This window comes from Microbacterium esteraromaticum, assembly GCF_028747645.1.
In the GTDB taxonomy this organism is placed as follows: domain Bacteria; phylum Actinomycetota; class Actinomycetes; order Actinomycetales; family Microbacteriaceae; genus Microbacterium; species Microbacterium esteraromaticum_C.
Window position 1 is genome coordinate 1,129,581 of sequence record NZ_CP118100.1, and the last position, 23,251, is coordinate 1,152,831.

Genomic DNA, 23,251 nt, shown 5'->3' on the forward strand with positions numbered 1-23,251 from the left:
GCCACTGTGAAGATCGTCAGTGTGGTGGGCGCGCGCCCGCAGTTCGTGAAGCTTGCTCCCATTCACAAGGCGGCACTCGCCGCCGGTGTGGAGCATGTCATCGTGCATACCGGGCAGCATTATGATCCGATGCTCTCGGACGTCTTCTTCGAGGATCTGGGCATCGGCGCTCCTGATGTGCATCTTGGGGTCGGCAGTGGTTCGCATGGGGTGCAGACCGGTGCGATGCTGGCGGCTCTGGATGCCGTCTTCGATGAGCACCGTCCCGACTGGGTGCTGGTGTACGGCGACACAAACTCGACGGTTGCTGCCGCGTTGAGCGCGGTGAAGATGCACATCCCCGTCGCGCATCTCGAGGCGGGGCTGCGCAGCTTCAACCGCCGGATGCCGGAAGAGCACAACCGGGTGATGACCGATCATGCGGCGGATCTGCTGCTGGCGCCGACGCAGGTGGCGGTGGAGCACCTGGCATCCGAGGGTCTTGAGAAGCGCACCGTGCAGGTAGGTGACGTGATGACCGACGTGCTGTATGAAGTGCGCGATCAGGTCGCCGGCAGCCCGTCGGCGCTGCTGTCGGAGCTGGGGCTGCAGCCGGGCGGGTTCTACGTGGCGACGATCCATCGTGCCGAGAACACCGACGACCCGGCCCGGCTGGCGGAGGTGGCGGGCAGTCTTGCCGGCCTGGACAAGCCGGTGGTCCTGCTCGCTCATCCTCGGGTGGTCGCCAAGGCGGCGGCCCATGGCATCTCTCTCACGCAGGGCTCGCTGATCGCTCACGCCCCGCTCGCCTATGCCGATCTGATCGCCGCGGCGCTTTCCAGCGCCGGCGTCGTCACGGACTCTGGCGGCCTGCAGAAGGAGGCCTTCCTGCTCGGGGTGCCGTGCACGACGGTGCGCACCGAGACGGAGTGGGTCGAGACGGTGGAGTTGGGCTGGAATGTGCTGGCGAACACGGCGGCCGAGATCGCTGCGGGGGTCACCCGCCCCATCCCCGCGCCCGCGGATGCCGCGCCGTACGGCGACGGCCACGCCGCCGATCGCGTCGTCCAGGCGCTGTTCGCCTGGCAGCGCTGATCGCAGCCGAAGCGCGGCTGAGAGGCCGGGCACCGCGAGAACCGTAGAATAGGGATCATGCGTATCGCTGTTGTGGCCCTTGGGAAGATCGGCCTGCCTCTTGCTGTCCAGTTCGCTTCGTCTGGTCATGAGGTGATCGGGGTGGACGTCAATCAGAAGGCGGTGGACTCGATCAACGCCGCCAGGGAGCCGTTCCCGGGCGAGGCGGAGCTGCAGGAGCGTCTGGAGGAGTTGATCCCGGCGGGGCGGCTGCGGGCGACGACAAACTACGCGGAGGCGATTCCGGGTGCTGATGCCGTGGTGCTTGTGGCACCGGTGTTCGTGAACGATGAGACCTGGGAGCCGGATTTCAAGTACATGGACGCCGCGACGAAGTCGCTGGCGGAGCACCTCACTCCGGGCACGCTGGTCTCGTACGAGACCACCCTTCCGGTGGGCACGACCCGTACGCGCTGGAGGCCGATGCTCGAAGAGGGGTCGGGCCTGACCGAGGGCGTGGACTTCCATGTGGTCTACTCGCCCGAGCGAGTGCTGACCGGCCGGGTCTTCGAAGACCTGCGCAAGTACCCCAAGCTCATCGGCGCGCTCTCTGATGAGGGCACCCGACGGGCGCGGGAGTTCTACGAGGCGGTGCTGCAGTTCGACGAGCGCCCCGACCTCGCGCAGCCGAACGGCGTGTGGGACCTCGGCTCGACCGAGGCATCCGAGATGGCGAAGCTTGCCGAGACGACCTATCGCGACGTGAACATCGGGCTGGCGAACCAGTTCGGCCTGTTTGCGGCATCGCACGGCATCGACGTGTACAAGGTGATCGAGGCATGCAACTCGCAGCCCTACAGTCACATCCACCGTCCCGGCATTGCCGTCGGCGGACACTGCATCCCGGTGTACCCGCGGCTGTACCTGTCGACGGACCCCGACGCTGACATCGTGCGCGTCGCCCGTCAGCTCAACGCGTCGATGCCGGAGCGTCTGGTCGCCCAGGCCGAGGGGATCCTGGGGGATCTCACCGGCCGGCGGGCAGTTGTGCTGGGAGCGGCGTACCGCGGGGGAGTGAAGGAGACCGCGTTCTCGGGCGTCTTCCCGACCGTCGACGCGCTGCGCTCGCGCGGTGCGGAGGTGCTCGTGCACGACCCGCTGTACACCGACGACGAGCTGCGCGGTCTCGGCTTCGAGCCGTACGCGATCGGCGGGGCCGCCGACCTGGCTATCCTGCAGACCGACCACGCCGACTACAAGACCCTGACACCGGCCGACATCCCCGGGGTGAAGCTGCTCGTCGACGGGCGCAACGCCAGCGACGCAGGCCTGTGGGCCGGCACCCCCCGCATCGTCGTCGGCACCGCCGGCTGAGCCGAGCCCTTGGTCGCCGTCTCCGTCATCGTCCCCACCTACAATGAGGGGCCGAACGTCGCACCCCTCGTGGCGCGGCTCAGCGTTCTCCCGCACATCGCGGAGATCATCTTCGTCGACGACTCCACTGACGACACCCCCGCTGAGATCGAGCGGATCGCAGCCGAAGCGGACGTACACGTGCAGTTGCTGCACCGTGAGGAGGCCACCGGAGGGCTGGGTGGTGCGGTGCTGTGCGGCTTCGATGCCGCGACGTCGGATGTGTGCGTCGTCATGGACGGCGATTTGCAGCATCCGCCTGAGGTCATCCCGCAGCTGATCGGACGCTACGACCAGGGCGAGACCGATGTGGTGGTCGCTTCGCGCTACGCCGGCGAGGGCTCCGCCGCCGGGCTGGCCGGCTTCACGCGGGTCGCAGTGTCCCGTGGATCGACGCTGCTCACGAAGGCGATGTTCCCGCGGCGCCTGTACGGCTGCAGTGATCCGATGACCGGGTTCTTCCTGGTGGACCTGAAGAGCATCGATCGCAGCGTGCTGCGTCCGCAGGGGTTCAAGATCCTCCTTGAGATCCTCGCCCGCCACACGCTGCGCATCGCCGAGGTCTCCTTCGACTTCGCAGATCGGAACGCGGGAGAATCTAAGGCGTCGCTGAAGCAGGGCATCCGATTCCTGCGTCAGCTCTCGTCATTGCGCTTCGGCAAGATGCCGGCGTTCGCGCTCGTCGGTGGGATCGGCGCGGTCGTCAACGTCTTCATCGTCTGGCTGCTCACCGCCCTCGAAGTCGGTTACCTGTGGGCCGCGATCGTCGGCGCCGAGATCACCATCGTCGGGAACTTCCTCATCCTCGACCGCTACGTGTTCTCCGAACTGAAGGCCGAGGCGGCGCCGTTCTGGCGTCGGTTCAGCCAGTCGTTCCTGTTCAACAACGCCGAGGCGATGATCCGGATCCCCGTGATGGCTCTGCTGGTAGAGAGCTGGCACATCTCCGCGGCTCTGGCCACAGCTGCGACGCTGGCCGTCGCCTTCGTCGTGCGGTTCGTCTTCCATTCGCTTGTGGTCTACCGGCCGCGTCCCTCCGACCGAACCGGACGCGCCCTGAAGGAGACCGCGGCGGCAACGACCCCGTCCGGCGCCGAAGCATGATGTCGGCGTCGTCCTTCCGGACGGCCCTCCGGGGTGCCATGCCGGCCTTGGCCGGCTACCTCGCCATTCGGATGCTCGGCCTCGCAGCGCTCTGGTGGGCGCTCGGCCGATCGTGGCCCGAGCTGTGGCATTCTCTGACCGCTCGCTACGACGCGGGGCCGCTGCTGCGCATCGCGGCCGAGGGCTATGAAGGCGGTGACGTCGTCCCCAGCAACCTCGCCTTCTTCCCGCTGTACCCGATGCTGGTGCGCCTGATCGGCGGTGCGGTCGGCGTACCCGCAGCGGGCCTGATCGTGAGCTGGGCCGCCGGTGCGGCATGTGCGATCGCTCTGTATGCCATCGGACGGCGGCTGGGCGATGCCCGCATGGGAACCATCCTCGCTGTGCTCTGGGGTGCTCTGCCACACGGTGTGACCGAGTCGATGGCGTACACCGAGACGACGTTCACCGCCCTCGCCGCCTGGGCGCTGTTCGCCCTGCTCGGCAGGCAATGGGTGCTGGCGGGGACGCTCACGTTCTTCGCGGGGCTCACGCGCCCGACAGCGATGGCACTCATCGCTGTCGTCGGGATCGCTGCGATCGGCGAACTCGTGCGGGTGCGGGGCCGCTCCTGGCGGGCATGGGTGGGCGGTGCGATCTCGCCGCTGGGCTGGTTGGGATACATCGCCTGGGTCGCCGCCCAGACCGGGGGCATCGACGGCTGGCTGGCCGTGCAGCGAGGATGGGGCGCCTCCTTCGACGGCGGTCTGTACACCATGCGCACATTCGCGGGCCTGCTGGACGGTCAGACCACGCTCCAGCTGATGATGGTCTCGGCGGTGCTCGCCGCGGCGATCGGCTTGGTCGCGATCTCAGCAGTCGAGCGGGTTCGATGGGAGCTCCAGCTCTACGGTGTGCTGGTGCTGTTCATGACCGTCGGAACGGCCGGCTACTACCAGTCCAAGGCACGGCTGCTCGTTCCCGCATTCACGCTGCTGATCCCCGTCGCGATGGGGCTGGCGCGTGCACGCCGCGGCACCTGTCTGATCATCATCACCGCTCTGGCACTGGTCTCGGCCTGGTATGGCGCATATCTGCTGGTGCGTGCGCCGTACTCGCCCTGAGCGGAGCGGCTTCGCTGTCGGCTCGGGGCTCCCTCGCCGCGCGCCACTGTCGCGAGTTCCCAGCCTGCCGCCGATACGATGGATGCCATGGATCTTCTCGTCGTAGGGTCGGGTTTCTTCGGCCTCACCATCGCTGAGCGCGCCGCTGCTGCTGGTCGCAAAGTGACCGTCATCGATCGTCGGCCCCACATCGGCGGCAACGCCTACAGCGAGGCCGAGCCCGAGACCGGTATCGAGGTGCACCGCTACGGCGCTCATCTTTTCCACACGTCCAACCCGACGGTGTGGGAGTATGTCAACCGCTTCACGACCTTCACCGACTACGTGCACCGGGTGTACACGACCCACAAGGGCGTCGTGTACCCGATGCCGGTGAACCTCGGCACGATCAATCAGTTCTTCCAGTCGGCGTACACGCCCGACCAGGCGCGTGAGCTGGTGCGTCAGCAGGCGGGCGAGTTCGATGTCAAGTCGGCGCAGAACTTCGAGGAGAAGGGCATCGCGCTGGTCGGGCGGCCGCTGTTCGAGGCGTTCTTCCGTGACTACACGGCAAAGCAGTGGCAGACCGACCCCCATAAGCTCTCGGGCGATATTGTGAGTCGTCTCCCTGTGCGATACACCTATGACAACCGGTACTTCAACGACACGTGGGAGGGACTGCCCACCGATGGCTACACGGCGTGGCTGGAGCGGATGGCTGACCACCCCAATATCGACGTCAAGCTCAACGTCGACTACTTCGACACGTCGCAGCCGTTGAACAAACAGGCCACCGTGGGTCAGCTTCCGGTGGTTTACACGGGCCCCGTCGACCGCTACTTCGACTACGCCGAGGGCGCGCTCAGCTGGCGCACGCTGGACTTCGAGCAGCAGGTGCTCGACACGGGTGACTTCCAGGGCACGAGTGTGATGAACTACCCGGATCTGGACGTGCCGTACACGCGTATCCACGAGTTCAAGCACTTCCACCCCGAGCGCAAAGAGATCTTCAACGGCGACAAGACCGTCATCATGCGCGAGTTCTCGCGCTTCGCCGAGCGCGAGGACGAGCCGTACTACCCGGTGAACACCCCCGCCGACCGTGATGGTCTGCTTGCCTACCGCGAACTTGCGCAGGGCGAGGCCGACGTGCACTTCGGTGGACGCCTCGGCACCTACCAGTACCTCGACATGCACATGGCCATCGGGTCGGCGCTGTCGATGTGGCGCAACCAGCTCGCCGGCGAGAGCGACTGAGGTGGCGACGACGGCAGGAGCGCCGGGGACGACCCGGCGCTACTTCCACTCGCTCTGGCTGCTGTCGGCGCGAGACCTCAAGGTGCGCTACTCGACCAGCGCCCTCGGATATCTCTGGTCGGTGCTCGATCCCCTGGTGATGAGCGCGATTTACTGGTTCGTGTTCACCCAGGTGTTCCAGCGGACGGTCGGTGAGCAGCCCTACATCATCTTCTTGATCAGCGCCCTGTTGCCGTGGGTGTGGTTTAACTCCGCGGTGGGCGACTTCACTCGTGCATTCAAGAAAGATGCTCGACTCGTGCGTTCGACCGCGATACCGCGGTCGATCTGGGTCAACCGGATCGTCCTCAGCAAAGGGCTCGAGTTCGTCTTCTCGATGCCCGTTCTGCTGATCTTCGTTCTGGTCAATCGACTCACAGAGACCGATCCGGCCCAGATTGCGCAGATCAGCTGGGGTGTGCTCTGGCTTCCGGTCGCGATCATCCTGCAGGCAACCCTGCTGATCGGCCTTGGGTTGCTGGTCGCGCCGCTGTGTGCGCTGTACACCGATCTCGAACGCACCACGGCACTCATCCTGCGTGCCATGTTCTACGCCACGCCTATCATCTACAGCGTCAAGGATCTGCCCGGCCCATTCGAGACCATCGGAATGTTCAATCCCCTCGCGGGCATCATGACCCTGTACCGGATGGCGTTCTTCCCCAGCCAATGGGACCTGGCCCCCGTGGTCATCAGTGCTGTGATGAGCCTGATCATCCTCGCGCTCGGCGTCTGGGTCTTCCGTTCCCTGGAGCGTCCCGTCCTGAAGGAGCTGTGATGTCTGCTGCCATCGAAGTGCAGGGTCTGGGAGTGCGTTTCCGGCGCAATCGCCGCGGTTCCCGCACGTTCAAGGATCTCTTCGCCGGCGTGAGTCGCAGGTCCCGCCCGGGGGAGTTCTGGGCGTTGCGCGATGTCTCGTTCACTGTCGCGCCCGGTGAGTCGATCGGCGTGGTCGGCCGCAACGGGCAGGGAAAGTCGACGTTGCTTCGGCTCGTCGCCCAGGTGCTGCTGCCCGATGAAGGCGGCGTGCGCGTCAACGGCGGCGTCGCGCCACTGATCGAGCTGACGGGCGGTTTCGTTGGCGACCTCACCGTGCGTGAGAACGTGCGCCTCACCGCGGGCCTGCACGGCATGTCGAAGGCTGAAGTCGCTCGGCGCTACGACGAGATGATCGCTTTCGCCGAGCTGGAAGACTTCCAGGACACGCCCTACAAGCACCTGTCGAACGGAATGAAGGTGCGCCTGGCGTTCTCGGTGGTATCGCAGCTCGATGAGCCGATCATGCTCGTCGACGAAGTGCTGGCCGTCGGCGACAAGGCGTTTCGCGACAAGTGCTATACGCGTATCGACGAGCTACTCGCCTCAGGGCGCACGCTGTTCTTCGTCAGTCACAACGAACGCGACCTGCGCAGGTTCTGCGATCGTGGACTCTACCTCGACAAGGGAGAGCTTGTGCTCGACGGTCCGATCAGTGACGTGCTCGAGCGCTACAACACCGACCACAACAGAGGCTGATCCGCGGCTCGAACCGCATCATCGCGCGCTCAGCGGTCGAGGAGCTGCTGCAGCCGCTTCTGAGCCGACTCCGCCGTCGCCAGGGGGGATCCGATCGAGGTCCCGGTCTCGAAAGCCGCGCGCAGTTTGTCCAGCGCCGCACCATAGGCGCTGACACGGTCTGCCCACTCGTTCGCGATGGAACGCGGTGCGACAGCATCCGACATGCGCCCGGCGTCACCCTGCAGCTGATCGACCAGCTGCACACCCTCTGCGCCTGTGGAGTCGCCGGCGAAGGAGAGGCCCCGAGCCGCATCGTCTAGCAGCGGTTGCATTTTGCCGCGGAAGACCCCCAGCTCGGGATCCGCAGGTGTCGGGGGAGCGGCTGTCGTCGGCGGTGGGAGCGGAGCCGTCGGAAGGGGCGTCGGCGTGCTCGTCGGGGTCGGTATCGGGGTCGGCGTGAGAGACTCCGAGGCGGTTGGCGTAGGCATCGGCGTCACAGAGGACGTCGCAGCCGGTGCGGGGGCATCATTCCACGGTCGAATCAGCATCAGAGCGACGGCCCCGGCGAGCACGACTGCCGCGACGACGAGTACCCCGATCAGCCAGCCTCGGCCTCCGCGACGCTTCTCTGGCGGAAACGCCCAGACGTACTCGGGCTGCTGCTCGCTCATGCGGTCTCCAGCGCAGGCATCGGCCGCCACGTGCGGTCGCGGCCGATCCGGCCGCCGTCGCGCAACCCGCGGAACAAGTTGCTGGTGCCACGCACGGTACGCTCGACGAACACCAACCGGATGAGCTCCTTGAAGAACGTCGCGGCAGTACCGAGCCCGAAAAGTACCGGGTTGTAGTTGTCGTGCACCCGGTAGTACTGCTTGATGAAGGCGCGGTTGCGCATGATGTAATACCGGTAGGCGTTGCTCGACGCATTGAGGTGGCGTATTCCCATGTCCCACTGCCGGATCTCGCGCGTGCGGCGCAGCACGAACTCGTCGACGATGACGGCGGTGGTCAATCGCGAGGCCAGCCAGCCGTACATCTGGTCATCCCAGTAGATGAAGAAGCGCGGGTCGGGTAGTCCTACCTGCTGCACAATGGAGCGGTGGATGAACATACCCTCGAAGCAGCCGCTGTTCATCTCGCGGTAGCCTGCGGCGTCGAACTTCGACGGCGCGAAGGGGATCGGGATTCCCATGCGTTCGGCAATGCGGTACTGCCAGTAGAACTCGCTGCCATCGTAGTCATAGCGGCGGCCCTGGATGCTCTTGAAGCGACGTGACCAGCGGCCCATCTTCGCCAAGCCGTCGGGCAGTACTTCCACGTCATCGTCCATCAGCCAGATCCACTCCGAGCCGAGGTCGTACGCCGTTCGCATGCCTTCGCTGAAGCCGCCGGATCCGCCGGTGTTGGTTTCGAGGCGACGGTAGACGATCTCGGTGCCGATGTCGGCACGGAAGCCCTCGACGACCGCGGTGGTGTCGTCGGCGGAGTCGTTGTCGATGATCACGACGCGGCCCGGCTTCGGGTCCATCGCTCGGATGCTGGTGAGTAGGCCGCTCAGCAAGTGTGAGCGGTTGTACGTCACGATGACGATCGTTGCGGACCGGGGATCGAATTGGTCCGCAGTCATGCGTCCTCCTTGAAGATCTGCTTCCACGAGGCCTCCGAGACGAGGTCGGGCAGCGCCTTGCGGTACTCGGCCTGCAGGCGGGGCCAATGCCGCTTCAACCTTCGGTGCAACCTGATCGTGTCAATCAGCATGCGACGGTACTTGGCGCGGTCACGCGTGTACACGTTCTTGCCCGACCCATCGGCGGAGCTGACCAGCGCACTGTCAAAGGCTGGGACCCGCCACCACAGGGCGTCGTTCTTGCCGAACTCGACCTCGGGCTGCGCGACGTTCGCGGGGTCGGGCCGGCGCATCCAGTGCGTGACCAGAGTGCGCAGGGTGAACCAGCGCAGGCGCATGCCGGTGGGGCTGTCGTACTCGTGTTGCTTGGTGTGCTTGTACACCTGGCGCCCCCGACGAGAATGCAGCACGCGGCTCGGATCGCGGTGGACCACCGTCTCGGGGTAACCGGCGGCAAGTGCACGCGCCGCGGGCATGGCGGTGGCCAGATTGGCACGCATATGGGCCGGCCCCGCCAGCACGTCACGCAGGGCCTGCGCGCGCAGCGCCACTGGGTAGTACTGCATCATCATGAGGTGCTTCAGATCTACCCTGCGGCTGTGCGTCAACAGCCGACCGCCGTGCGGGGCATTCGAGTGCAGTAGTGCGGCGACGATGCGGTTGCGGGCGTGGAAGTACGCCTGCCAGTCGATGGTGTCGTCCTTGTTCACCCACGAGACATGCCACAGCGCTACTCCGGGCAGCGACACCGTGGCAAACCCCGCTTCGCCTGCACGCAGACAGAACTCGGCATCGTCCCACTTGATGAACGCCGGCAGCGATAGGCCCACTTTGCGGATCGCGTCGAGTGGGATCAGGCACATCCACCAGCCGTTGTAGTCGGCGTCCATGCGCATGTGCAGCAGGGGCGACTGACGCAGATTCGCGACACCGAAGTCGTGCGGCATTCGCTCCTGGTACAGGTTGCGCCACATGAACGGGTGCTCGTCGACCACCTCGGCCCAACCGTGCAGTCTTGGGCGATCGAGCAGATCGAACATGTGGCCGCCGACGAGCACGGGCGTCGTCGCGTAGCGACCGAAGACCACCGAGCGGCGCAACGACTCCGGCTCGATCAGCACATCGTCGTCGAGCAGCTGCACGAAGTCGCTGTCCGGACGCTGCAGGGTCTCGTGCATGGCGCGCGCGAAGCCGCCGGAGCCGCCGAGGTTCGGCTGACGGATGACCTGCAACGTCGCCCCGAGGCTCGCGGCTACCTCGTCGAAGCCGTCCTGCTCTGCGACGAGCTGCGTGCCCTGATCGATCAGGAAGACACGGTCGACGACTTCGAGCAGATCCGTGGCATCCGACAACGCGCGCAGCGTGTCGACGCAGTAGTCGGGTTTGTTGTACGTGGTGATTCCGAGCGAGGCCTTGCCGTGGCGCGCCGGATCCTGCTCGGTGGTCCACTCCGCGCCCTCGAGCGTTGCGTTCTTCTCGTCGGCGACGATGTCGAACCAGACCCATCCGCCGTCGCTGTACTCGGTGAGCGCGAGGGGGATCGAGGTCGTCGCGTCTCCGGTTACCTCGCGTGTGTCGATGCGCTGTCGGATGCCCGATCCGTTCGACCGGTACACGAGGATGGTCGCCGGTCCCGAGGTGCGCACCGTGAGGGTGACCTCGCGCACGCTGGTCCAGTGCTGCCAGTACGACGCGGGGAAGGCGTTGAAGTAGGTGCCGAACGATACGCGTCGCCCCGACACAATGCGCACGCGGCGACGATCGAGAATGTTGCCCAGCTGCGCCCGGCTCGATACACGCACCGGCTCCTCATCGATCACGGACCAAGTCTCGGGATCGGCGTAAAGGGGGAGCAGATCGGGGTCCCTGTCAAGGGGGAAGACGACGTTCTGCAGTACGTGAGTCACATACGAAATCCTACCCGCCGAAGTCTGACCGGCCGTTCTCGGGGCGCAACGTGGGGATGGTTCCGGTCTGAGCAGCGTCGATGTTCTCGCGCCACGACCGGCTTTGGCCGGCACGCAGCACACACAGCACCAGCAGCAGCCAGCCGGCTCCGGTGAGGGTGAAGCTCTCGAACATCGACTCCACTGCCAGGGTGATCAACACGAGCGGTGTCCACGCGTACACCACCGAGTGCCGCACGCTCGCCATCAGCCAGGAGCGCACGATGGCGACCCCGCCCATCATCAGGAACAGCACCAGCCCGATCCAGCCGAGCTGCAGAAGGATGTCGAAGTAGGCGTTCAACGCCGAGCGGTGGTGGTCCGAGAGCAGGAAGTTGATGTACGTGAACGGATACTCGCCACGCTCCCAGGAGCCGAACCACCCGTATCCCGTGACCGGTTGTTGTGCGACGAAGTCGAGGATGACGTTCCACAGATCGGCGCGGGTCGAGAAGTCACTGCCGGCGTCCAGGAAGCGGATGATCTGATGACGTAGCGCGAACGCCACCGCCAGTGCAATGGCCACCATCGCACCGAGAACCCACTGCGCCGTGAGTCGACGAGCCGGACGTGTATGCCGCACGATGGTCAGCGCACTCGTGGCGACGCCGACGGCCGCGGCCAGCACAAGCACGGTGGGCGATGCCGAGAAGAGCGCGAGAAAAGCTCCCAGCGACACCGACAGCACTCCCACGACCCGCGTGATCGACTGGGTCCGCCATTCGATCACGAACGTGATCAGGGCGAGGACGGCGATGAAGCCAAGCATGTTGCGGGTGCCGAAGAGCCCCTGGATCGGCCCGCCCACGGCGAGGTTGCCCTCGATACCGAGGATCGCGAAAGGGGTGTCGAGCAGCACCCCCGACAGGATCTCGATCCCGAGCGATATCGTCAGCAGCCAGCGCAAGGTATCACCGATCGCGCGCACCGTCTGCAGGGTGTCGCGCACGTGCCCGATCGTGATGGCGATGATCGCGTACCCGAACAGCGTGAACCAGCCAGTCAGTGTGTCCCAACGGTTCTCGCTCCAGACCACGCTCACCAACCCGAGCGCGATGAACCCCAGCAGCGAGGTCGGTGCAAGGCGCAGCAGCGAGAGCTCATCGCGGCGGGCGAGCAGCATCGCCAGTCCGATGATCGACAGTGCACTGATGATCGTCGCCAACGTCACCGGCGACATCAACCGCGCGATCACGAACGACAGAAATGCGGCCGTCAGGGCCGTGAGGGTGTAGGCGCGGGCGAACTCGGCCGAGGCGAGTAGCGAGAGCAGCTGGCGCCGCGGCGTCATGGAGTCCGCCGGGTGGGCGTCGTCGTCATTTCGGGGGCGTGCTCACCAACGCCGATCAGCGGTGCCGACTTCATCTTGAACGACAGCAGCACCAGCAGCAGCCAACCCCAGAGCATGATCGGAGCGGACTCGACCAACCCTTCGAAGAGCAGCACGGTGACGAACAGCAATGGCAGCAGAGAGACGGGGGAATACGGGCGCTTCGCATCGAGATCCCAACGGGGGCGGTCGACCGCGAAGAACCACGCGCGCCAGGTGAGTGCGAGCCAGGCGAGCGCCATCAACACCACGCCGACGACGCCGAGCTGAAGGAACACGTCGAGCCACATATCGTGCGCGTGGAAGACGGTCAGCCCATGATCCACGATCCACCCGTCGAAGCCGGGCGCCCAGGGGACCCAGGGAGAGGAGAACCCATTGCCGAAGATCGGGCGTGTCACCGCGCGCTCCCAGACCGCCTGCCAGATGTCCAGGCGTCCGGTCAGGTCGCCGCTTTTGCCGAACATCGACAGCAGCTGGTCGCGTAGCAGGAGCGCGGCGGTGACGCCGATGACGGCGACGGCCGTGAACGCGGCGTACATCAGCCGTCGTTGTCCTGGGCCGGAGGCCGCGCGAGCGATGAGCGCCGCGGCGAGCACGACGAGGACGACGATGATGCTCAGGTACACCGTCGTTGAGGCCGCTTTGATGAGCAGAACCGCAGCGAGTGCGCTCCAGAGCACGAGCATCGTTCGACGTCGTGCGTGCGCGGCGAACAACACGGCGAAGACGATCAGCGCGAACAGGCACATCACGGCGAGGGAATGGGCATTGCCGACGATGCCTTGGATGCGCCCGTCGTTGAAGAGGTTGCCGCGCACCCAGTACAGGTGGGGGTCGATCCCGCTCTCGGGGATCTCGACGAAGTTTGGCAACAGGGGTTCGTGTCGCACCAGTGCCACCCACAGCTCGATCAGCAGCGACAGCCCGAGGATGAGCTTCATCGTCGTGCTCAGTGCGCGCGCGATCTCGTTCCAGGTGAGCACTGTCGCCACGAACAGCGCCGTCACCGTCACCGCGGCGAGCAACAACCACGTCAAGAGGGTCGCACCCGGCCACCGCGACCAGAAGGTCGACACCAGCGCGAGCGCGCCGTACGCCAGCGCCACCCAGGGCAGGCGTCGCCACCGGAAGACGCTCGGCTGCCCCCGGACGATCGCGGGGATCCAGATCGCCAGCGCCGCGAGCGTCAGAACGATCATGACGATCACTGCACCGACGGGGCCCACGAGGTTGTAGATGGCGGTGTGTGCGAAGACCGAGAACAGCAGAAGTACGCTGAACGCGCGCACCATCAGGTGCCGCGTCGTCTCGCGGGCGGGTGCGGCGGGAGGCGTCGCGGCAGGATGCTTGGTGTACACGGCCATTGGGATCAGGCTACCGCGCGGCACGTCCTACGCTGGGAGCATGCTGCTGACCATCACCAACGCACCGCGTGACTACGCCTGGGGATCGACCTCGCTGATCGCGAGTCTGGAAGGGCGCGCACCCTCCGGGACGCCCGAGGCGGAGGTGTGGTTCGGCGATCACCCCGGTGACCCCTCCGACGTCGCGGGGGGTGGCACGCTCGACGAGGTGACCGGCGGGACTCTCCCGTACCTGCTCAAGCTGCTCGCCGCGGCTGCGCCGCTGTCGATCCAGGTGCATCCAACACGTGCGCAGGCGCGGGAGGGCTTCGCGCGCGAGGCGGGGATGGATGCCGGTGACCCGACCCGCAACTACCGCGACGACAATCACAAGCCTGAACTGATCGTGGCGCTCAGCGATCGCTTCGAGGCTCTCGCCGGGTTGCGCCCGCTGGCGGATACCCGTCGTCTGCTCGCGGTGCTGCCGGATGCGCCCGGTGTCATCGCGCTGCGCGCGCGGCTGGCATCCGATGACGACGCGGTCGCGTTGCGCGACGCGATCGCGTGGGTTCTGTCGGGAGACGCCCAGGCAGAGGTGGATGACATCATCGCGGCGGTCTCGCAGGCACGCTCGGAGGAGTTCTCAGAGCCGCTGGCCGCCGTGCGCTCCATCGCCGGGCGCAACCCGGGCGACGCCGGCGTGGTGGTGGCACTGCTGATGAACTTTGTGGTGCTGCGTCCCGGTGAGGCGATCTTCCTGCGTGCCGGTCTGCTGCACGCGTACGTCTCTGGCCTGGGGGTCGAGATCATGGCGGCGAGTGACAACGTGTTGCGTGGTGGCCTGACGCCCAAACACATCGACGTCGATGAGCTGCTTGCAATCGTCGACACCACGCCCGGCCCGGTCCCCGTGCAGGCCGGGACTGGTTCCGTGACCGACTACACCGTGCCGGTTGAGGACTTCGCGCTGCGCCGTGTGCAGGTTGACGGCGCCGCGGCGTTCGACGTGACGGGACCGACCATGGTGCTGGCCACGTCTGGCCTGGTGTCCGTCGAGTCGGCGCTTGGCGGCACCGCGCCGATCGCCGTCGGTTCCGCCGCCTTTATCACGGCGGATGAAGGGAAGATCACCCTGCGCGGTCATGGCGAGGCGTTCATCGCGCAGCCCGGTCGCGTCTGACCCTCAAGGCCCCACGCGGCTCCGCGACACGCCGACAGTGCGCAATGAACCTTAAACGCCCTCTTGAGGGTTTACGATCTGCGACTTGACCATGGCGAATGACACGGGTGTAATTAGGTGAAGAACGGCCCGAGGGGGGCTTAAGCAGGGTTGGGAGATCGAGATGACGGGTTACCGCTCAGACGTTCCCGAGAATTGGTTCGTCGATCCGGTTGATCTGGGAGTACCAGGAGTACGCCGGGTCGAGCAGGAGGACGATGGCGCACTCGCCTGGCAGGCGGATGCGCTGTGCGCACAGACGGATCCGGAGGCGTTCTTCCCCGAGAAGGGCGGCTCGACTCGGGATGCCAAGCGCATCTGCACGTCGTGCGACGTGCGCGGGGAGTGCCTGGAATACGCATTGAACAATGACGAGCGCTTCGGGATCTGGGGTGGCCTCAGTGAACGCGAGCGCCGCAAGCTCAAGCGTCGCGCAAGTTGATCGCGGGCGCGCCGGACGCCCTGTCCGGCGCGTCGCCCGCACCTGCCTAGGCTGACAAGTGCCATGCCAGCACGAGTCCATGCCATCGCCGTCGTGCGCACCGGAGAATCCGCCAGCGCACAGCTACTGCACACCCTGGATGCGATCCGCGACCAGACAACCCGCCCGACCGCTGTGACCGTTGTGGTCCTGGGGGACGGTTCCGCCGTGCGCGCAGCATCCGGACTCGGCGACATCGTCGAGAGCGTGATCGAGGCGCGCCCCACGACCACGTACGCCGAGGCTGTCGCGCTCGCCGGGCCTCGCATCGCCGAGGGGGCCGCTGTGTGGCTGCTCGCGCAGGACACCGTTCCCCGCCGCAACGCACTCCAGCTTCTGATCGGCGCCCTGGAGCGCTCGCCGTCCGCCGCGATCGCCGCGCCCAAGCTCGTCCGCCAGGATGACGACCGCGAGATTCAGTCCCTCGGGGTCAGCATGACCCGTTTCGGGCGCTCGGTCGAGCTGACCGCGGGCGAGCTCGACCAGGGCCAGCACGACGCCACCGAAGACGCCCTTGGCGCGGACGTCCGTGGCATGCTCATTCGGGCCGAGGCCCCGGCCGTGCTGCGCCCGGATGTTGCGCTCCGAGGCGCTGATGAGGGGCTTGACCTGGGCGTGCGCGCCCGACTCGGCGGCGCACGTGTCGTGCTCGTTCCGAAAGCCAGGGTTGGCGTCCGCCCGCACGGCCCCGCTGCCCTGCCGCGCAGTGCCGTCAGCCGCGCGTGGGCCACCCGGCGTGCGCAGCTACACCGGCGTCTTGCGTACGCGCCGGCACTCGCGCTGCCGCTGCACTGGGTGAGTCTGCTGCCGCTCGCGCTGTGGCGCTCGATCCTGCACCTGATCGGCAAGCGTCCCGGCGACGTGGCCCCGGAGTGGGGTGCCGCTCTGGCCGCCATGGTGGCGTTCGGAGGCGTCTTCCGTTCGCGCTCCGCCATCCGCTCGTTCCGTCGCGGGTCATGGGCATCTATCGCGCCGTTGCGCGTCACTCACGATCAGCTGCGTCAACGTCTCGACGACGGACATGGCAGCGAACGCGGCGCGGTCAGTGAGCTTCGGTTCTTCGGCGGTGGTGCCTGGGTTGTGCTCGGGGCCCTGCTGGTGAGCCTCGTCGTGTTCGTTCCGATGCTCGCCTGGCCCGCGATCGGCGGCGGCGGGTTGCTGCCGATGCGCGATACCGTGGCAGCGCTGTGGTCGGACACGGCGTGGGGGCTCCGCGACCTCGGCCTCGGCGTGGTCGGCCCCGCCGACCCGTTCACCGCCGTGCTCGCACTGCTCGGCTCGCTGTGGCCGGGATCGCCGTCCTACGCGCTCGTGCTGCTCTGGTTGCTGGCCCTGCCGCTGGCTGTGCTCGGCGGCTGGTTCGCCGCCACCCGTGTCACCGATCGTTCAGGTCTGCGGATTCTCGGGGGAGTCCTGTGGGCGCTGGCGCCGACCTTCCTCGACGCGCTGGTGCAGGGGCGGCCGGCCGCCGTCCTGCTGCACCTGCTGCTGCCCTGGGTCTTCCACACCGCCTCAGTCGCACACCGTTCCTGGGGGGCATCCGGCGCAGCATCCCTGCTCATCGCCGCGGCGCTCGCGTGCGCACCATCGCTCGCCCCCGCGTTGGTGCTGCTGTGGGCCGTGGCGCTCATCTTCGCATTCTCGCTCCGGCGCCTGCGTGCAGCGGCTCGCTTGGCGTGGTTGCTCGTGCCCACCGTCATCATGTTCGCGCCGCTGATCATCTGGCAGATCCGTCAGGGCGACCCGTGGGCGCTGCTCGCCGATCCCGCCGTGGTGCGCGTGCTCGATCAGGTCGGTGCGGATGCCGCCGGACGCGCAGCGATCGCCGGTGGCTTCCCGACTGCCGACCTGGCCGGCTGGGAGTGGTTCATCGGTGCCGAGATGGCGGTCTGGGCGCCGTTGCTCTTGGCCCCGGTCGCGGTCCTCGCCCTGGCCTCCGCGCTGTCGCCGCGCTGGCGCGCGGGATACGCGTTGCTGCTCGTCGCCGTACTGGGAACCGCGACCGCCATGATCTCGGTCGGCGTGGTCGTGTCGTTCGTACACGGAAGTGGGGTTGCGCTGTGGCCCGGAAGCGGCCTGAGCCTCGCCTGGCTCGGAGTGGTGGGCGCGGCACTGATCACCCTCGACACGGTCGTCGCGCTCGCACCGTTGCGCATCGGCGCGGCTCTCGTCGCGGGTCTCGGCGTCGCGGCGTGCGCACTTCCCGCACTGCTCGCGGTCAACACCGGGCACAGCGAGGTACGCAACGCTTCGCCCAGCACCCTGCCGGCTCTCGTCGCGGCTCAAGCCACCAGCGAACCAGACCGTGCCACCCTGGTGATCACTCCGCAGAACGACGGATCGCTTGCCGCGCAGGTCATCTGGGGAGCCAGCGCCACGCTTGGCGCGCAGACCACCATGCTGAGCACCGCTACGCAGCCACCTGCAGGCAGCGTCGCTCAGGACGCCGTCGACCTGGTCTCGGCGCGTGACTTCGACGCCGCGGCGGCGCTCGGCGAAGAGGCGATCAGCTTCGTGCTGCTCGAGCAGGAACCCGGTGCGAATGATATCGCGCACGGCATGCACGACGACGCCGTCGAGGCCATCGACGAACGTACGGGGTTTGTGAAGGCCGGTGAGACCGCACACGGCGTGCTCTGGAGCATCGACGTCCCGATTGCGGAGCGCACCCGCGCAGACGCAACACAACAGAGTATCGCCCGGGTCGTCGGCATCGCGCAGATCATCGTCGTGTTCGCGGCTCTGCTGCTGGCGATTCCGACGCGTGCATCTCGGCGCGCGGCGAGAGCCCGATCCCGCGTCGTCGGACGCGCTCCAGACGAGCCGCCGCTACCGCCCCGGCGGCGATGGCGGGAAGAAGAGCCGTACACAGGGCAGGTCACCGTCGCACCGCAGTCATCGGCACCGCAGCCGTCGGCACCGGAAGGTGCGGCCGCGTTGGCAGAACCCGACATCGACGCGGAGGGACGACGATGAAGCAGCGCACGCTGAGACTCGCGGCGACGGGCGCACGCGTTGCGACGGGGGCGGCTGTGGCCGTCGCCTGTGTGATCGGTGTCATCGCAGCCGTTGCGGCACCCTGGCCGAGCCTGCACAATGAACCCGCCACGACGATCGTGACGCCCGTGCCCGGCGACACCACGCTGGTGTGCAATGGGTCGTTCCGCGCGCTCGGGAGGGAATCCGGGCAGGCAGACCTGATGGTGTCGGCCGGCCTGCCCGACCTGGTTGTCGATGCGCAGCAGGATGCGGTCGATACTGATCCGCTGCGCATGCCAGAAGTCGTCGGTGGCGAAGGAGCGCAGGCGGTGACCGCTCGCGTTCAGGACCGCGATGTTCCGCTGGTGGCGGCGGGCGAGTCGATCCGTCTACAAGAGGATGACCTGCGCGGCTTCGCGGCCGCACCGTGCCGTCCGGCCGGAATGCGCCACTGGCTTGTCGGCGGGGACATCTCCACCGGCGCCTCCGACATCATTCTGCTGAGCAATCCGGGCAGCGTCCCCGCGACCGTCGACTTCACCGTCTACGGCGTGCAGCGCGCGACCTCGACCACGATCGTGCCGCCGCTCACTCAGATCGGTCTGCCACTGGCATCCGTCGCGTCGGGACAGCAGCGCCCCGTCGTCGAAGTCGTGTCCACCGGGGCCCCGGTGCGTGCGACGCTGCAGTCGGCGCTCACCCGCACGCTGGAGCCCGCCGGAATCGACCTGCAGGACGGCCTCGGCGCTCCGCAGTCGCAATTGACGATCGTCGGAGTGCGCGCCGTGCCCGACGCCACCGGCGACGACGCCACCGGCGTCGTGCTGCGGATGCTCGCTCCCGACGACGAAGCGCAGGCGACTGTCCGCGTGTACGCCGAAGGCGCCGTCGCGGCGAGTGATGAGTACACTGTCGACCTCTCCGCGGGCATTCCCAACGAGATCGCTCTGACGAACCTGCCTGGCGGTGCCTACGACATCCACATCGAGGCCACGGAGCCCGTCGTAGCGGCTGCGCGGCAGACCCAGCGGTCGGGCCGAAACCAGGACTTCTCGTGGATGCTGCCCGCGCCGCGTCTACAGGGCGATGTGATGTTCGAGGTGCCGCGCGGGGCGCCCGGGGTTCTGTTCCTGCGGAACGCGGAGGCCGAATCGGTGACGGTTACAGTGGAGGGTGCCGACGATCCCACGATCGAGCTCGCTGCCGGCGGCACCGCAAAGGTTCCGTTGAACGCCGGTTCCTACACGCTGAAAGCACCCTCGGCGGTGCACGCCGCTGTGAGCCTGCTCAGCGAGTCCGATGAACCGGCGATCGCGGGATGGCCCCTGTGGTCACCGCCGGCGACGCAGCAGCCGATCATCGTGCACCACTGACATCGTGCACCACTGACCTCGTGCACCACTGAGTTCGGATGGCTGGTCAGTGATCGCGACCGTCGGGGCCGAGCTCCCAGGGCTCGCGACCGATGTACTCCGCGGCGGCATGGAACACGGCGCTCTCGATCGCCATCCGGCGGTGTAGCGCGTCGTCGTGCCCCTTTGGCAGCAACCGTTCGATGGGCACACGGTAGAGCGTCACCCGGCGGCCCAGATGATCCACACGCCACAGGGGGATGCCGTCTCCGCGGTCGTGAGTGGGCATCGCGGCCATTTCGAAGCGCACGTCGCGCAGTTCCTCCCAGGAGCCGCGCAGGAACTCCACGGCACTGCCGACCGTGATCTCGAAGCGATCGAGACGGCCGTCGAGCGGAGGCAGGGGCGGACGCACCACCTCACTGCGCCCGAGGCGCCCGTGGCGGCCGTGGCGCGCACCGCGTCGGACGGGCGTCTGGCGAGAGCGAGGCATCCCGAAAGTCTAGGCCGTGCCGCGCGCCCGCGGGTGAACGTCTGCGCTCAGCCCTACGCTGAGGGGGATGAACGACAGCTTCGATGTGCACGAGCGGCTCTGCTCGAAAGTGGCGTGCGCGCGTGAAGCCGCAGCGACGCTGACCTATGACTACGGCGATCAGATGGCCGCGCTCGGTCCACTCGGCCCGGCTGGCGATCCGCACGCCCACGATCTCTGCGCACAGCACGCCGATCGACTGTCGGTTCCGGCCGGGTGGCTGGTCGTGCGGCACGCGACGCTACGCGGCTGAACGGCTGATCGGTCAGACGCGGATCCGCGTCCGGCTCAGGTGTTCGGCACGGTCATCGGAGAGCGTCAGTGCCCGGCGCTCACGCTCGCGCCGCAGCACCGTGACCGCACGCAGCATCTCCTCGGGCCCCGCATCCGGGATGGGGGAGATGAACGGTGCAGCCTCGGCCGCCAGTTCCCGGCCCACGCTGAGTCGCGCAGCCGGCGAGAGCCGGTCGGCGTTGACGAGGAACTGCGAGATCCGCCGGGCCAGACGGTCCGGCATCCGCGCGACGTCCGCGACCGTCGCCCACCCGGTGAGCGACGGCGGCATGACGGGCTCTTGCTGCACCAGGTGTGGCGTGCGCACGCGTTGCGAGTACGTGCCGGCAACGAGATCACCAAGGCGTTGCGAACGGGCCGTGAGTGCGCCCGTGATGACGGCGATGCCGCCGACCGTGATGTAGATCTCCAGCACGCCGAGCAGAGCCCGGATGAACGTGTGCCGGAACGTGATCGCGCCGCCGTCGATGCGCACGATGCGGCCCCCGACGGCGAGCTTTCCCAGGCTGCGGCCACGGGTCGCCATCTCGACGGTGATCGGCAGCACGAGAAAACTGACGACAGCGGCCCAGATGGACAGGATCCGAGCGGTGTGCTCGTCCAAGACCCCCAGCGTCAGCAGCCACACCTGCACCAGGACGAACCCGGTGAATACGGCGAAGCCCAACAGCATGTCGATCAGCGCTCCCGCCGCGCGCAACACGAACCCCACCGGCTGCACATCGATGGCGACGGCCTCTCCAGACAGGATCTCCTGTTCATCGGCGATCTCGGCAGACATGAGTACAGTAAATCAGGTGGATGCCGATGCTCTTGCCGACGCACGCCGCCCCGAGTGGGAACGGCTCGATGAACTCAGCCGACGACGCCGGTTGTCCGGCGCTGAGGTCGATGAGCTGATCGTGCGCTATCGGGCGGCATCCGCCGACCTCGCCGAACTCAAGACCTCGGTGGGCACCTCCCCACAGGGCGACTACCTTTCGACCATCCTCGCAACCGCCCGGCTGCGCTTCACCGGCGCCGGCGACAACGTGATCGCCCAGGCGGCACGGTTCTTCACTCGGCAGCTGCCTGCGGCCCTGTACCGGATCCGTTGGACCACCGGCGTCATTGCGGTGCTGTTCGTCCTGATCGGAGCCCTGACCGCGGCATGGATCGCGTCCGACCCGTCGCGCATCGCCGCTCTCGGGGCGCCCGAGGTGCTGCAGCAGTACGCCGAGGAGGACTTCGTCGAGTACTACGAGCCGATGGCGTCCTTCGCGGGCATGGTGTGGTTCAACAACGCGTGGATCGCTATGCAGTGCGTGCTCTTCGGCGTCACCGGCCTGTGGCCGATCTGGATGCTGGTGCAGAACGCTGTCGGACTGGGTGTCGCCGCGGCAGTGATGGCGGCCTACGGCCACCTCGACACCATGATCTTGCACATCCTGCCGCACGGCCTGTTGGAGCTGACGGCGATCTTCGTGGCCGCTGCTGCGGGACTGCACGTGTTCTGGGCGTGGGCCGTCCCCGGCCCTCGCTCGCGTGGACGCGCGCTCGCGTCGGAGGGACGCGCGCTGGCGACCGTCGCCATGGGCCTGATCTTCGTGCTGTTGCTGTCGGGCCTCGTCGAGGGATTCATCACCGGCTCGGCGCTGCCGTGGCCGGTGAAGATCGGGATCGGAGCACTAGCGCTGGCCGTCTTCCTGGTCTACATGCTCGTCATCGGGCGGCGTGCCGCCCGCCAGGGTGAGAGCGGCGACCTCGTCGAGTACGAAGCCGGCACTCCCACTCTGACAGCCGGGTAGCGCCTCCGATCAGCGCCGGGCAGCGGCGTCCGTGCCGTCGAACAACGCACGGTAGGCGAAGCCGGCGAGCAGGGCACCGATGACGGGGAAGACCAGGAACACCCACAGTTGAACCAGCGCCTCGGGACCACCGTAGATGGCTGCGGCGATCGAGCGAGCGGGGTTCACCGAGGTGTTGTCCACCGGGATCGAGATGAGGTGGATCAGGGTCAGTGCGAGGCCGATCGCGACTCCGGCGAAGGCCGTGCCGCGCTTCGGGTGCGTCGCACCGAGGATCACCAGCAGGAAGAACCCGGTCAGGATGACCTCGATGATCATGGCCGCGGGCATGCCGAAGCCGCTCGGTGAGAGGGCATCCCAGCCGTTGCTGGCAAAGCCCGCGTCTTGCGCGGCCGGGAGCCAGCCCTGCGGTCCGAACAGCCCGATCAGCGTCAGCGCTGTCGAGGCGATCACCCCGCCGACGACCTGCGCCACGATGTACGGGCCGACATCGCGCCACGGCGTGCGCCCCGCGGCAGCGGCCCCCAGCGTCACAGCCGGGTTGAAGTGCCCACCAGAGATCGGGCCGAAGGCGTACACGCCCACGAGCACGGTGAGTCCGAACGCGAGGGCGATGGCGACGTACACGGCCGATTCGGTGCCCGGCTCGGTGAAGTGGTTCGACGCGAACACGGCGGTGCCGACGCCGCCGAACACGAGCAGGAAGGTGCCGAAGCCCTCGGCGGCGAGGCGTGTTCCCAGCGGTGCGGTCAGTGGGCCACCCGGTTCGGGGGTGGCTTCAATCGAGGAATCGGTCATTGCCCTGGCCTTTCGTCGTCGAGCGGCGCGGCGCCGTCCGTGCTCCGATGATCCAGCATCCCGCGCACGGGAGCCGGGTACACACGCCGAAACCCCTCCATCGCGCGGCGACGGA

General features: G+C 67.3%; 21 protein-coding genes. 13 read left to right on the top strand and 8 right to left on the bottom strand.

The genetic code is table 11. The features are described 5' to 3' along the window. Nucleotides 1–6: 6 nt before the first annotated feature. From wecB to PTQ19_RS05135, 7 genes are all read left to right on the top strand, one after another. Complete coding sequence (gene wecB / locus PTQ19_RS05105; protein WP_274368700.1) at nucleotides 7–1,074, top strand: non-hydrolyzing UDP-N-acetylglucosamine 2-epimerase; 1,068 nt, start codon at nucleotides 7–9, stop codon at nucleotides 1,072–1,074. Nucleotides 1,075–1,131: 57 nt separating this feature from the next. Further along, nucleotides 1,132–2,427 carry a nucleotide sugar dehydrogenase gene (locus PTQ19_RS05110; protein WP_206823466.1) on the top strand — a complete coding sequence of 432 codons (1,296 nt, stop codon included), beginning with the start codon at nucleotides 1,132–1,134 and terminating at the stop codon, nucleotides 2,425–2,427. 9 nt (nucleotides 2,428–2,436) lie between these two features. Then, nucleotides 2,437–3,570 carry a glycosyltransferase gene (locus PTQ19_RS05115; RefSeq protein WP_274368701.1) on the top strand — a complete coding sequence of 378 codons (1,134 nt, stop codon included), beginning with the start codon at nucleotides 2,437–2,439 and terminating at the stop codon, nucleotides 3,568–3,570. 38 nt (nucleotides 3,571–3,608) lie between these two features. Next, entirely contained in the window at nucleotides 3,609–4,673 is a 1,065-nt protein-coding gene (locus PTQ19_RS05120; protein WP_274368702.1) for a hypothetical protein, read from the top strand. Nucleotides 4,674–4,760: 87 nt separating this feature from the next. Next, nucleotides 4,761–5,909: a UDP-galactopyranose mutase gene (gene glf / locus PTQ19_RS05125; RefSeq protein WP_274368703.1), complete on the top strand. Its 1,149-nt coding sequence runs from the start codon at nucleotides 4,761–4,763 to the stop codon at nucleotides 5,907–5,909. A gap of 1 nt (nucleotide 5,910) precedes the next feature. Then, entirely contained in the window at nucleotides 5,911–6,726 is an 816-nt protein-coding gene (locus PTQ19_RS05130) for an ABC transporter permease (RefSeq protein ID WP_179411296.1), read from the top strand. Next, a complete protein-coding gene (locus PTQ19_RS05135; RefSeq protein ID WP_274368704.1) occupies nucleotides 6,726–7,463 on the top strand; it encodes an ABC transporter ATP-binding protein in 738 nt (245 codons plus the stop codon). The genes PTQ19_RS05130 and PTQ19_RS05135 overlap by 1 nt, the downstream gene beginning before the upstream one ends. 29 nt (nucleotides 7,464–7,492) lie before the next feature. Here the strand turns inward: PTQ19_RS05135 and PTQ19_RS05140 are convergent, their stop codons facing one another. The 5 genes from PTQ19_RS05140 to PTQ19_RS05160 are packed head-to-tail and all read right to left on the bottom strand — an operon-like array spanning nucleotide 7,493 to nucleotide 13,715. Continuing rightward, on the bottom strand, nucleotides 7,493–8,116 hold the full coding sequence (locus PTQ19_RS05140) for a hypothetical protein (RefSeq protein ID WP_274368705.1): 624 nt from the start codon (nucleotides 8,114–8,116) through the stop codon (nucleotides 7,493–7,495). After that, complete coding sequence (locus PTQ19_RS05145; protein ID WP_179411293.1) at nucleotides 8,113–9,072, bottom strand: glycosyltransferase; 960 nt, start codon at nucleotides 9,070–9,072, stop codon at nucleotides 8,113–8,115. Before PTQ19_RS05145 ends, PTQ19_RS05140 begins: the two co-directional genes overlap by 4 nt. Continuing rightward, nucleotides 9,069–10,979, bottom strand: a complete 1,911-nt coding sequence (locus PTQ19_RS05150; protein WP_274368706.1) for a glycosyltransferase — start codon at nucleotides 10,977–10,979, stop codon at nucleotides 9,069–9,071. The genes PTQ19_RS05145 and PTQ19_RS05150 overlap by 4 nt, the downstream gene beginning before the upstream one ends. A gap of 10 nt (nucleotides 10,980–10,989) precedes the next feature. Further along, the gene (locus PTQ19_RS05155; RefSeq protein WP_274368707.1) at nucleotides 10,990–12,309 is read right to left on the bottom strand and encodes an O-antigen ligase family protein; all 1,320 of its coding nucleotides are present in this window, start codon (nucleotides 12,307–12,309) and stop codon (nucleotides 10,990–10,992) included. Then, a complete protein-coding gene (locus PTQ19_RS05160; protein WP_274368708.1) occupies nucleotides 12,306–13,715 on the bottom strand; it encodes an O-antigen ligase family protein in 1,410 nt (469 codons plus the stop codon). Before PTQ19_RS05160 ends, PTQ19_RS05155 begins: the two co-directional genes overlap by 4 nt. A gap of 40 nt (nucleotides 13,716–13,755) precedes the next feature. Between PTQ19_RS05160 and manA the strand changes: the two genes are divergently transcribed. The 4 genes from manA to PTQ19_RS05180 all read left to right on the top strand — a co-directional run bounded on the left by manA (nucleotide 13,756) and on the right by PTQ19_RS05180 (nucleotide 19,746). Beyond that, on the top strand, nucleotides 13,756–14,874 hold the full coding sequence (gene manA, locus PTQ19_RS05165) for a mannose-6-phosphate isomerase, class I (protein ID WP_274368709.1): 1,119 nt from the start codon (nucleotides 13,756–13,758) through the stop codon (nucleotides 14,872–14,874). Nucleotides 14,875–15,037: 163 nt separating this feature from the next. Beyond that, entirely contained in the window at nucleotides 15,038–15,355 is a 318-nt protein-coding gene (locus tag PTQ19_RS05170; protein ID WP_179411288.1) for a WhiB family transcriptional regulator, read from the top strand. A 63-nt stretch (nucleotides 15,356–15,418) separates the two neighbouring features. After that, a complete protein-coding gene (locus PTQ19_RS05175; protein WP_274368710.1) occupies nucleotides 15,419–18,370 on the top strand; it encodes a glycosyltransferase family 2 protein in 2,952 nt (983 codons plus the stop codon). After that, nucleotides 18,367–19,746, top strand: coding sequence for a DUF5719 family protein (locus tag PTQ19_RS05180; RefSeq protein WP_274368711.1), 1,380 nt, complete (start codon nucleotides 18,367–18,369; stop codon nucleotides 19,744–19,746). Before PTQ19_RS05175 ends, PTQ19_RS05180 begins: the two co-directional genes overlap by 4 nt. A 46-nt stretch (nucleotides 19,747–19,792) precedes the next feature. On the opposite strand, the gene PTQ19_RS05185 is transcribed toward PTQ19_RS05180, so the two are convergent. Further along, on the bottom strand, nucleotides 19,793–20,218 hold the full coding sequence (locus PTQ19_RS05185; RefSeq protein WP_224817565.1) for a hypothetical protein: 426 nt from the start codon (nucleotides 20,216–20,218) through the stop codon (nucleotides 19,793–19,795). A gap of 85 nt (nucleotides 20,219–20,303) precedes the next feature. Between PTQ19_RS05185 and PTQ19_RS05190 the strand changes: the two genes are divergently transcribed. Further along, nucleotides 20,304–20,510, top strand: a complete 207-nt coding sequence (locus PTQ19_RS05190) for a DUF3499 family protein (RefSeq protein WP_179411904.1) — start codon at nucleotides 20,304–20,306, stop codon at nucleotides 20,508–20,510. A gap of 12 nt (nucleotides 20,511–20,522) precedes the next feature. Here PTQ19_RS05190 and PTQ19_RS05195 read toward each other — a convergent pair whose 3' ends face one another. Then, a complete protein-coding gene (locus tag PTQ19_RS05195) occupies nucleotides 20,523–21,332 on the bottom strand; it encodes an RDD family protein (protein WP_274368712.1) in 810 nt (269 codons plus the stop codon). Between the two features lie 16 nt (nucleotides 21,333–21,348). Between PTQ19_RS05195 and PTQ19_RS05200 the strand changes: the two genes are divergently transcribed. Beyond that, complete coding sequence (locus tag PTQ19_RS05200; protein WP_274368713.1) at nucleotides 21,349–22,338, top strand: stage II sporulation protein M; 990 nt, start codon at nucleotides 21,349–21,351, stop codon at nucleotides 22,336–22,338. A gap of 9 nt (nucleotides 22,339–22,347) precedes the next feature. On the opposite strand, the gene aqpZ is transcribed toward PTQ19_RS05200, so the two are convergent. Further along, a complete protein-coding gene (gene aqpZ / locus PTQ19_RS05205) occupies nucleotides 22,348–23,136 on the bottom strand; it encodes an aquaporin Z (protein ID WP_274368714.1) in 789 nt (262 codons plus the stop codon). Between the last annotated feature and the right edge of the window lie 115 nt (nucleotides 23,137–23,251).

Coding starts and splice junctions, on each gene's coding strand:
- PTQ19_RS05110 (WP_206823466.1), top strand. CDS start 1,132: ATGCGTATCGCTGTTGTGGCCCTTGGGAAGATCGGCCTGCCTCTTGCT.
- PTQ19_RS05120 (WP_274368702.1), top strand. CDS start 3,609: ATGCCGGCCTTGGCCGGCTACCTCGCCATTCGGATGCTCGGCCTCGCA.
- glf (WP_274368703.1), top strand. CDS start 4,761: ATGGATCTTCTCGTCGTAGGGTCGGGTTTCTTCGGCCTCACCATCGCT.
- PTQ19_RS05135 (WP_274368704.1), top strand. CDS start 6,726: ATGTCTGCTGCCATCGAAGTGCAGGGTCTGGGAGTGCGTTTCCGGCGC.
- PTQ19_RS05140 (WP_274368705.1), bottom strand. CDS start 8,116: ATGAGCGAGCAGCAGCCCGAGTACGTCTGGGCGTTTCCGCCAGAGAAG.
- PTQ19_RS05145 (WP_179411293.1), bottom strand. CDS start 9,072: ATGACTGCGGACCAATTCGATCCCCGGTCCGCAACGATCGTCATCGTG.
- PTQ19_RS05155 (WP_274368707.1), bottom strand. CDS start 12,309: ATGACGCCGCGGCGCCAGCTGCTCTCGCTACTCGCCTCGGCCGAGTTC.
- PTQ19_RS05160 (WP_274368708.1), bottom strand. CDS start 13,715: ATGGCCGTGTACACCAAGCATCCTGCCGCGACGCCTCCCGCCGCACCC.
- manA (WP_274368709.1), top strand. CDS start 13,756: ATGCTGCTGACCATCACCAACGCACCGCGTGACTACGCCTGGGGATCG.
- PTQ19_RS05170 (WP_179411288.1), top strand. CDS start 15,038: ATGACGGGTTACCGCTCAGACGTTCCCGAGAATTGGTTCGTCGATCCG.
- PTQ19_RS05175 (WP_274368710.1), top strand. CDS start 15,419: ATGCCAGCACGAGTCCATGCCATCGCCGTCGTGCGCACCGGAGAATCC.
- PTQ19_RS05180 (WP_274368711.1), top strand. CDS start 18,367: ATGAAGCAGCGCACGCTGAGACTCGCGGCGACGGGCGCACGCGTTGCG.
- PTQ19_RS05185 (WP_224817565.1), bottom strand. CDS start 20,218: ATGCCTCGCTCTCGCCAGACGCCCGTCCGACGCGGTGCGCGCCACGGC.
- PTQ19_RS05195 (WP_274368712.1), bottom strand. CDS start 21,332: ATGTCTGCCGAGATCGCCGATGAACAGGAGATCCTGTCTGGAGAGGCC.
- aqpZ (WP_274368714.1), bottom strand. CDS start 23,136: ATGACCGATTCCTCGATTGAAGCCACCCCCGAACCGGGTGGCCCACTG.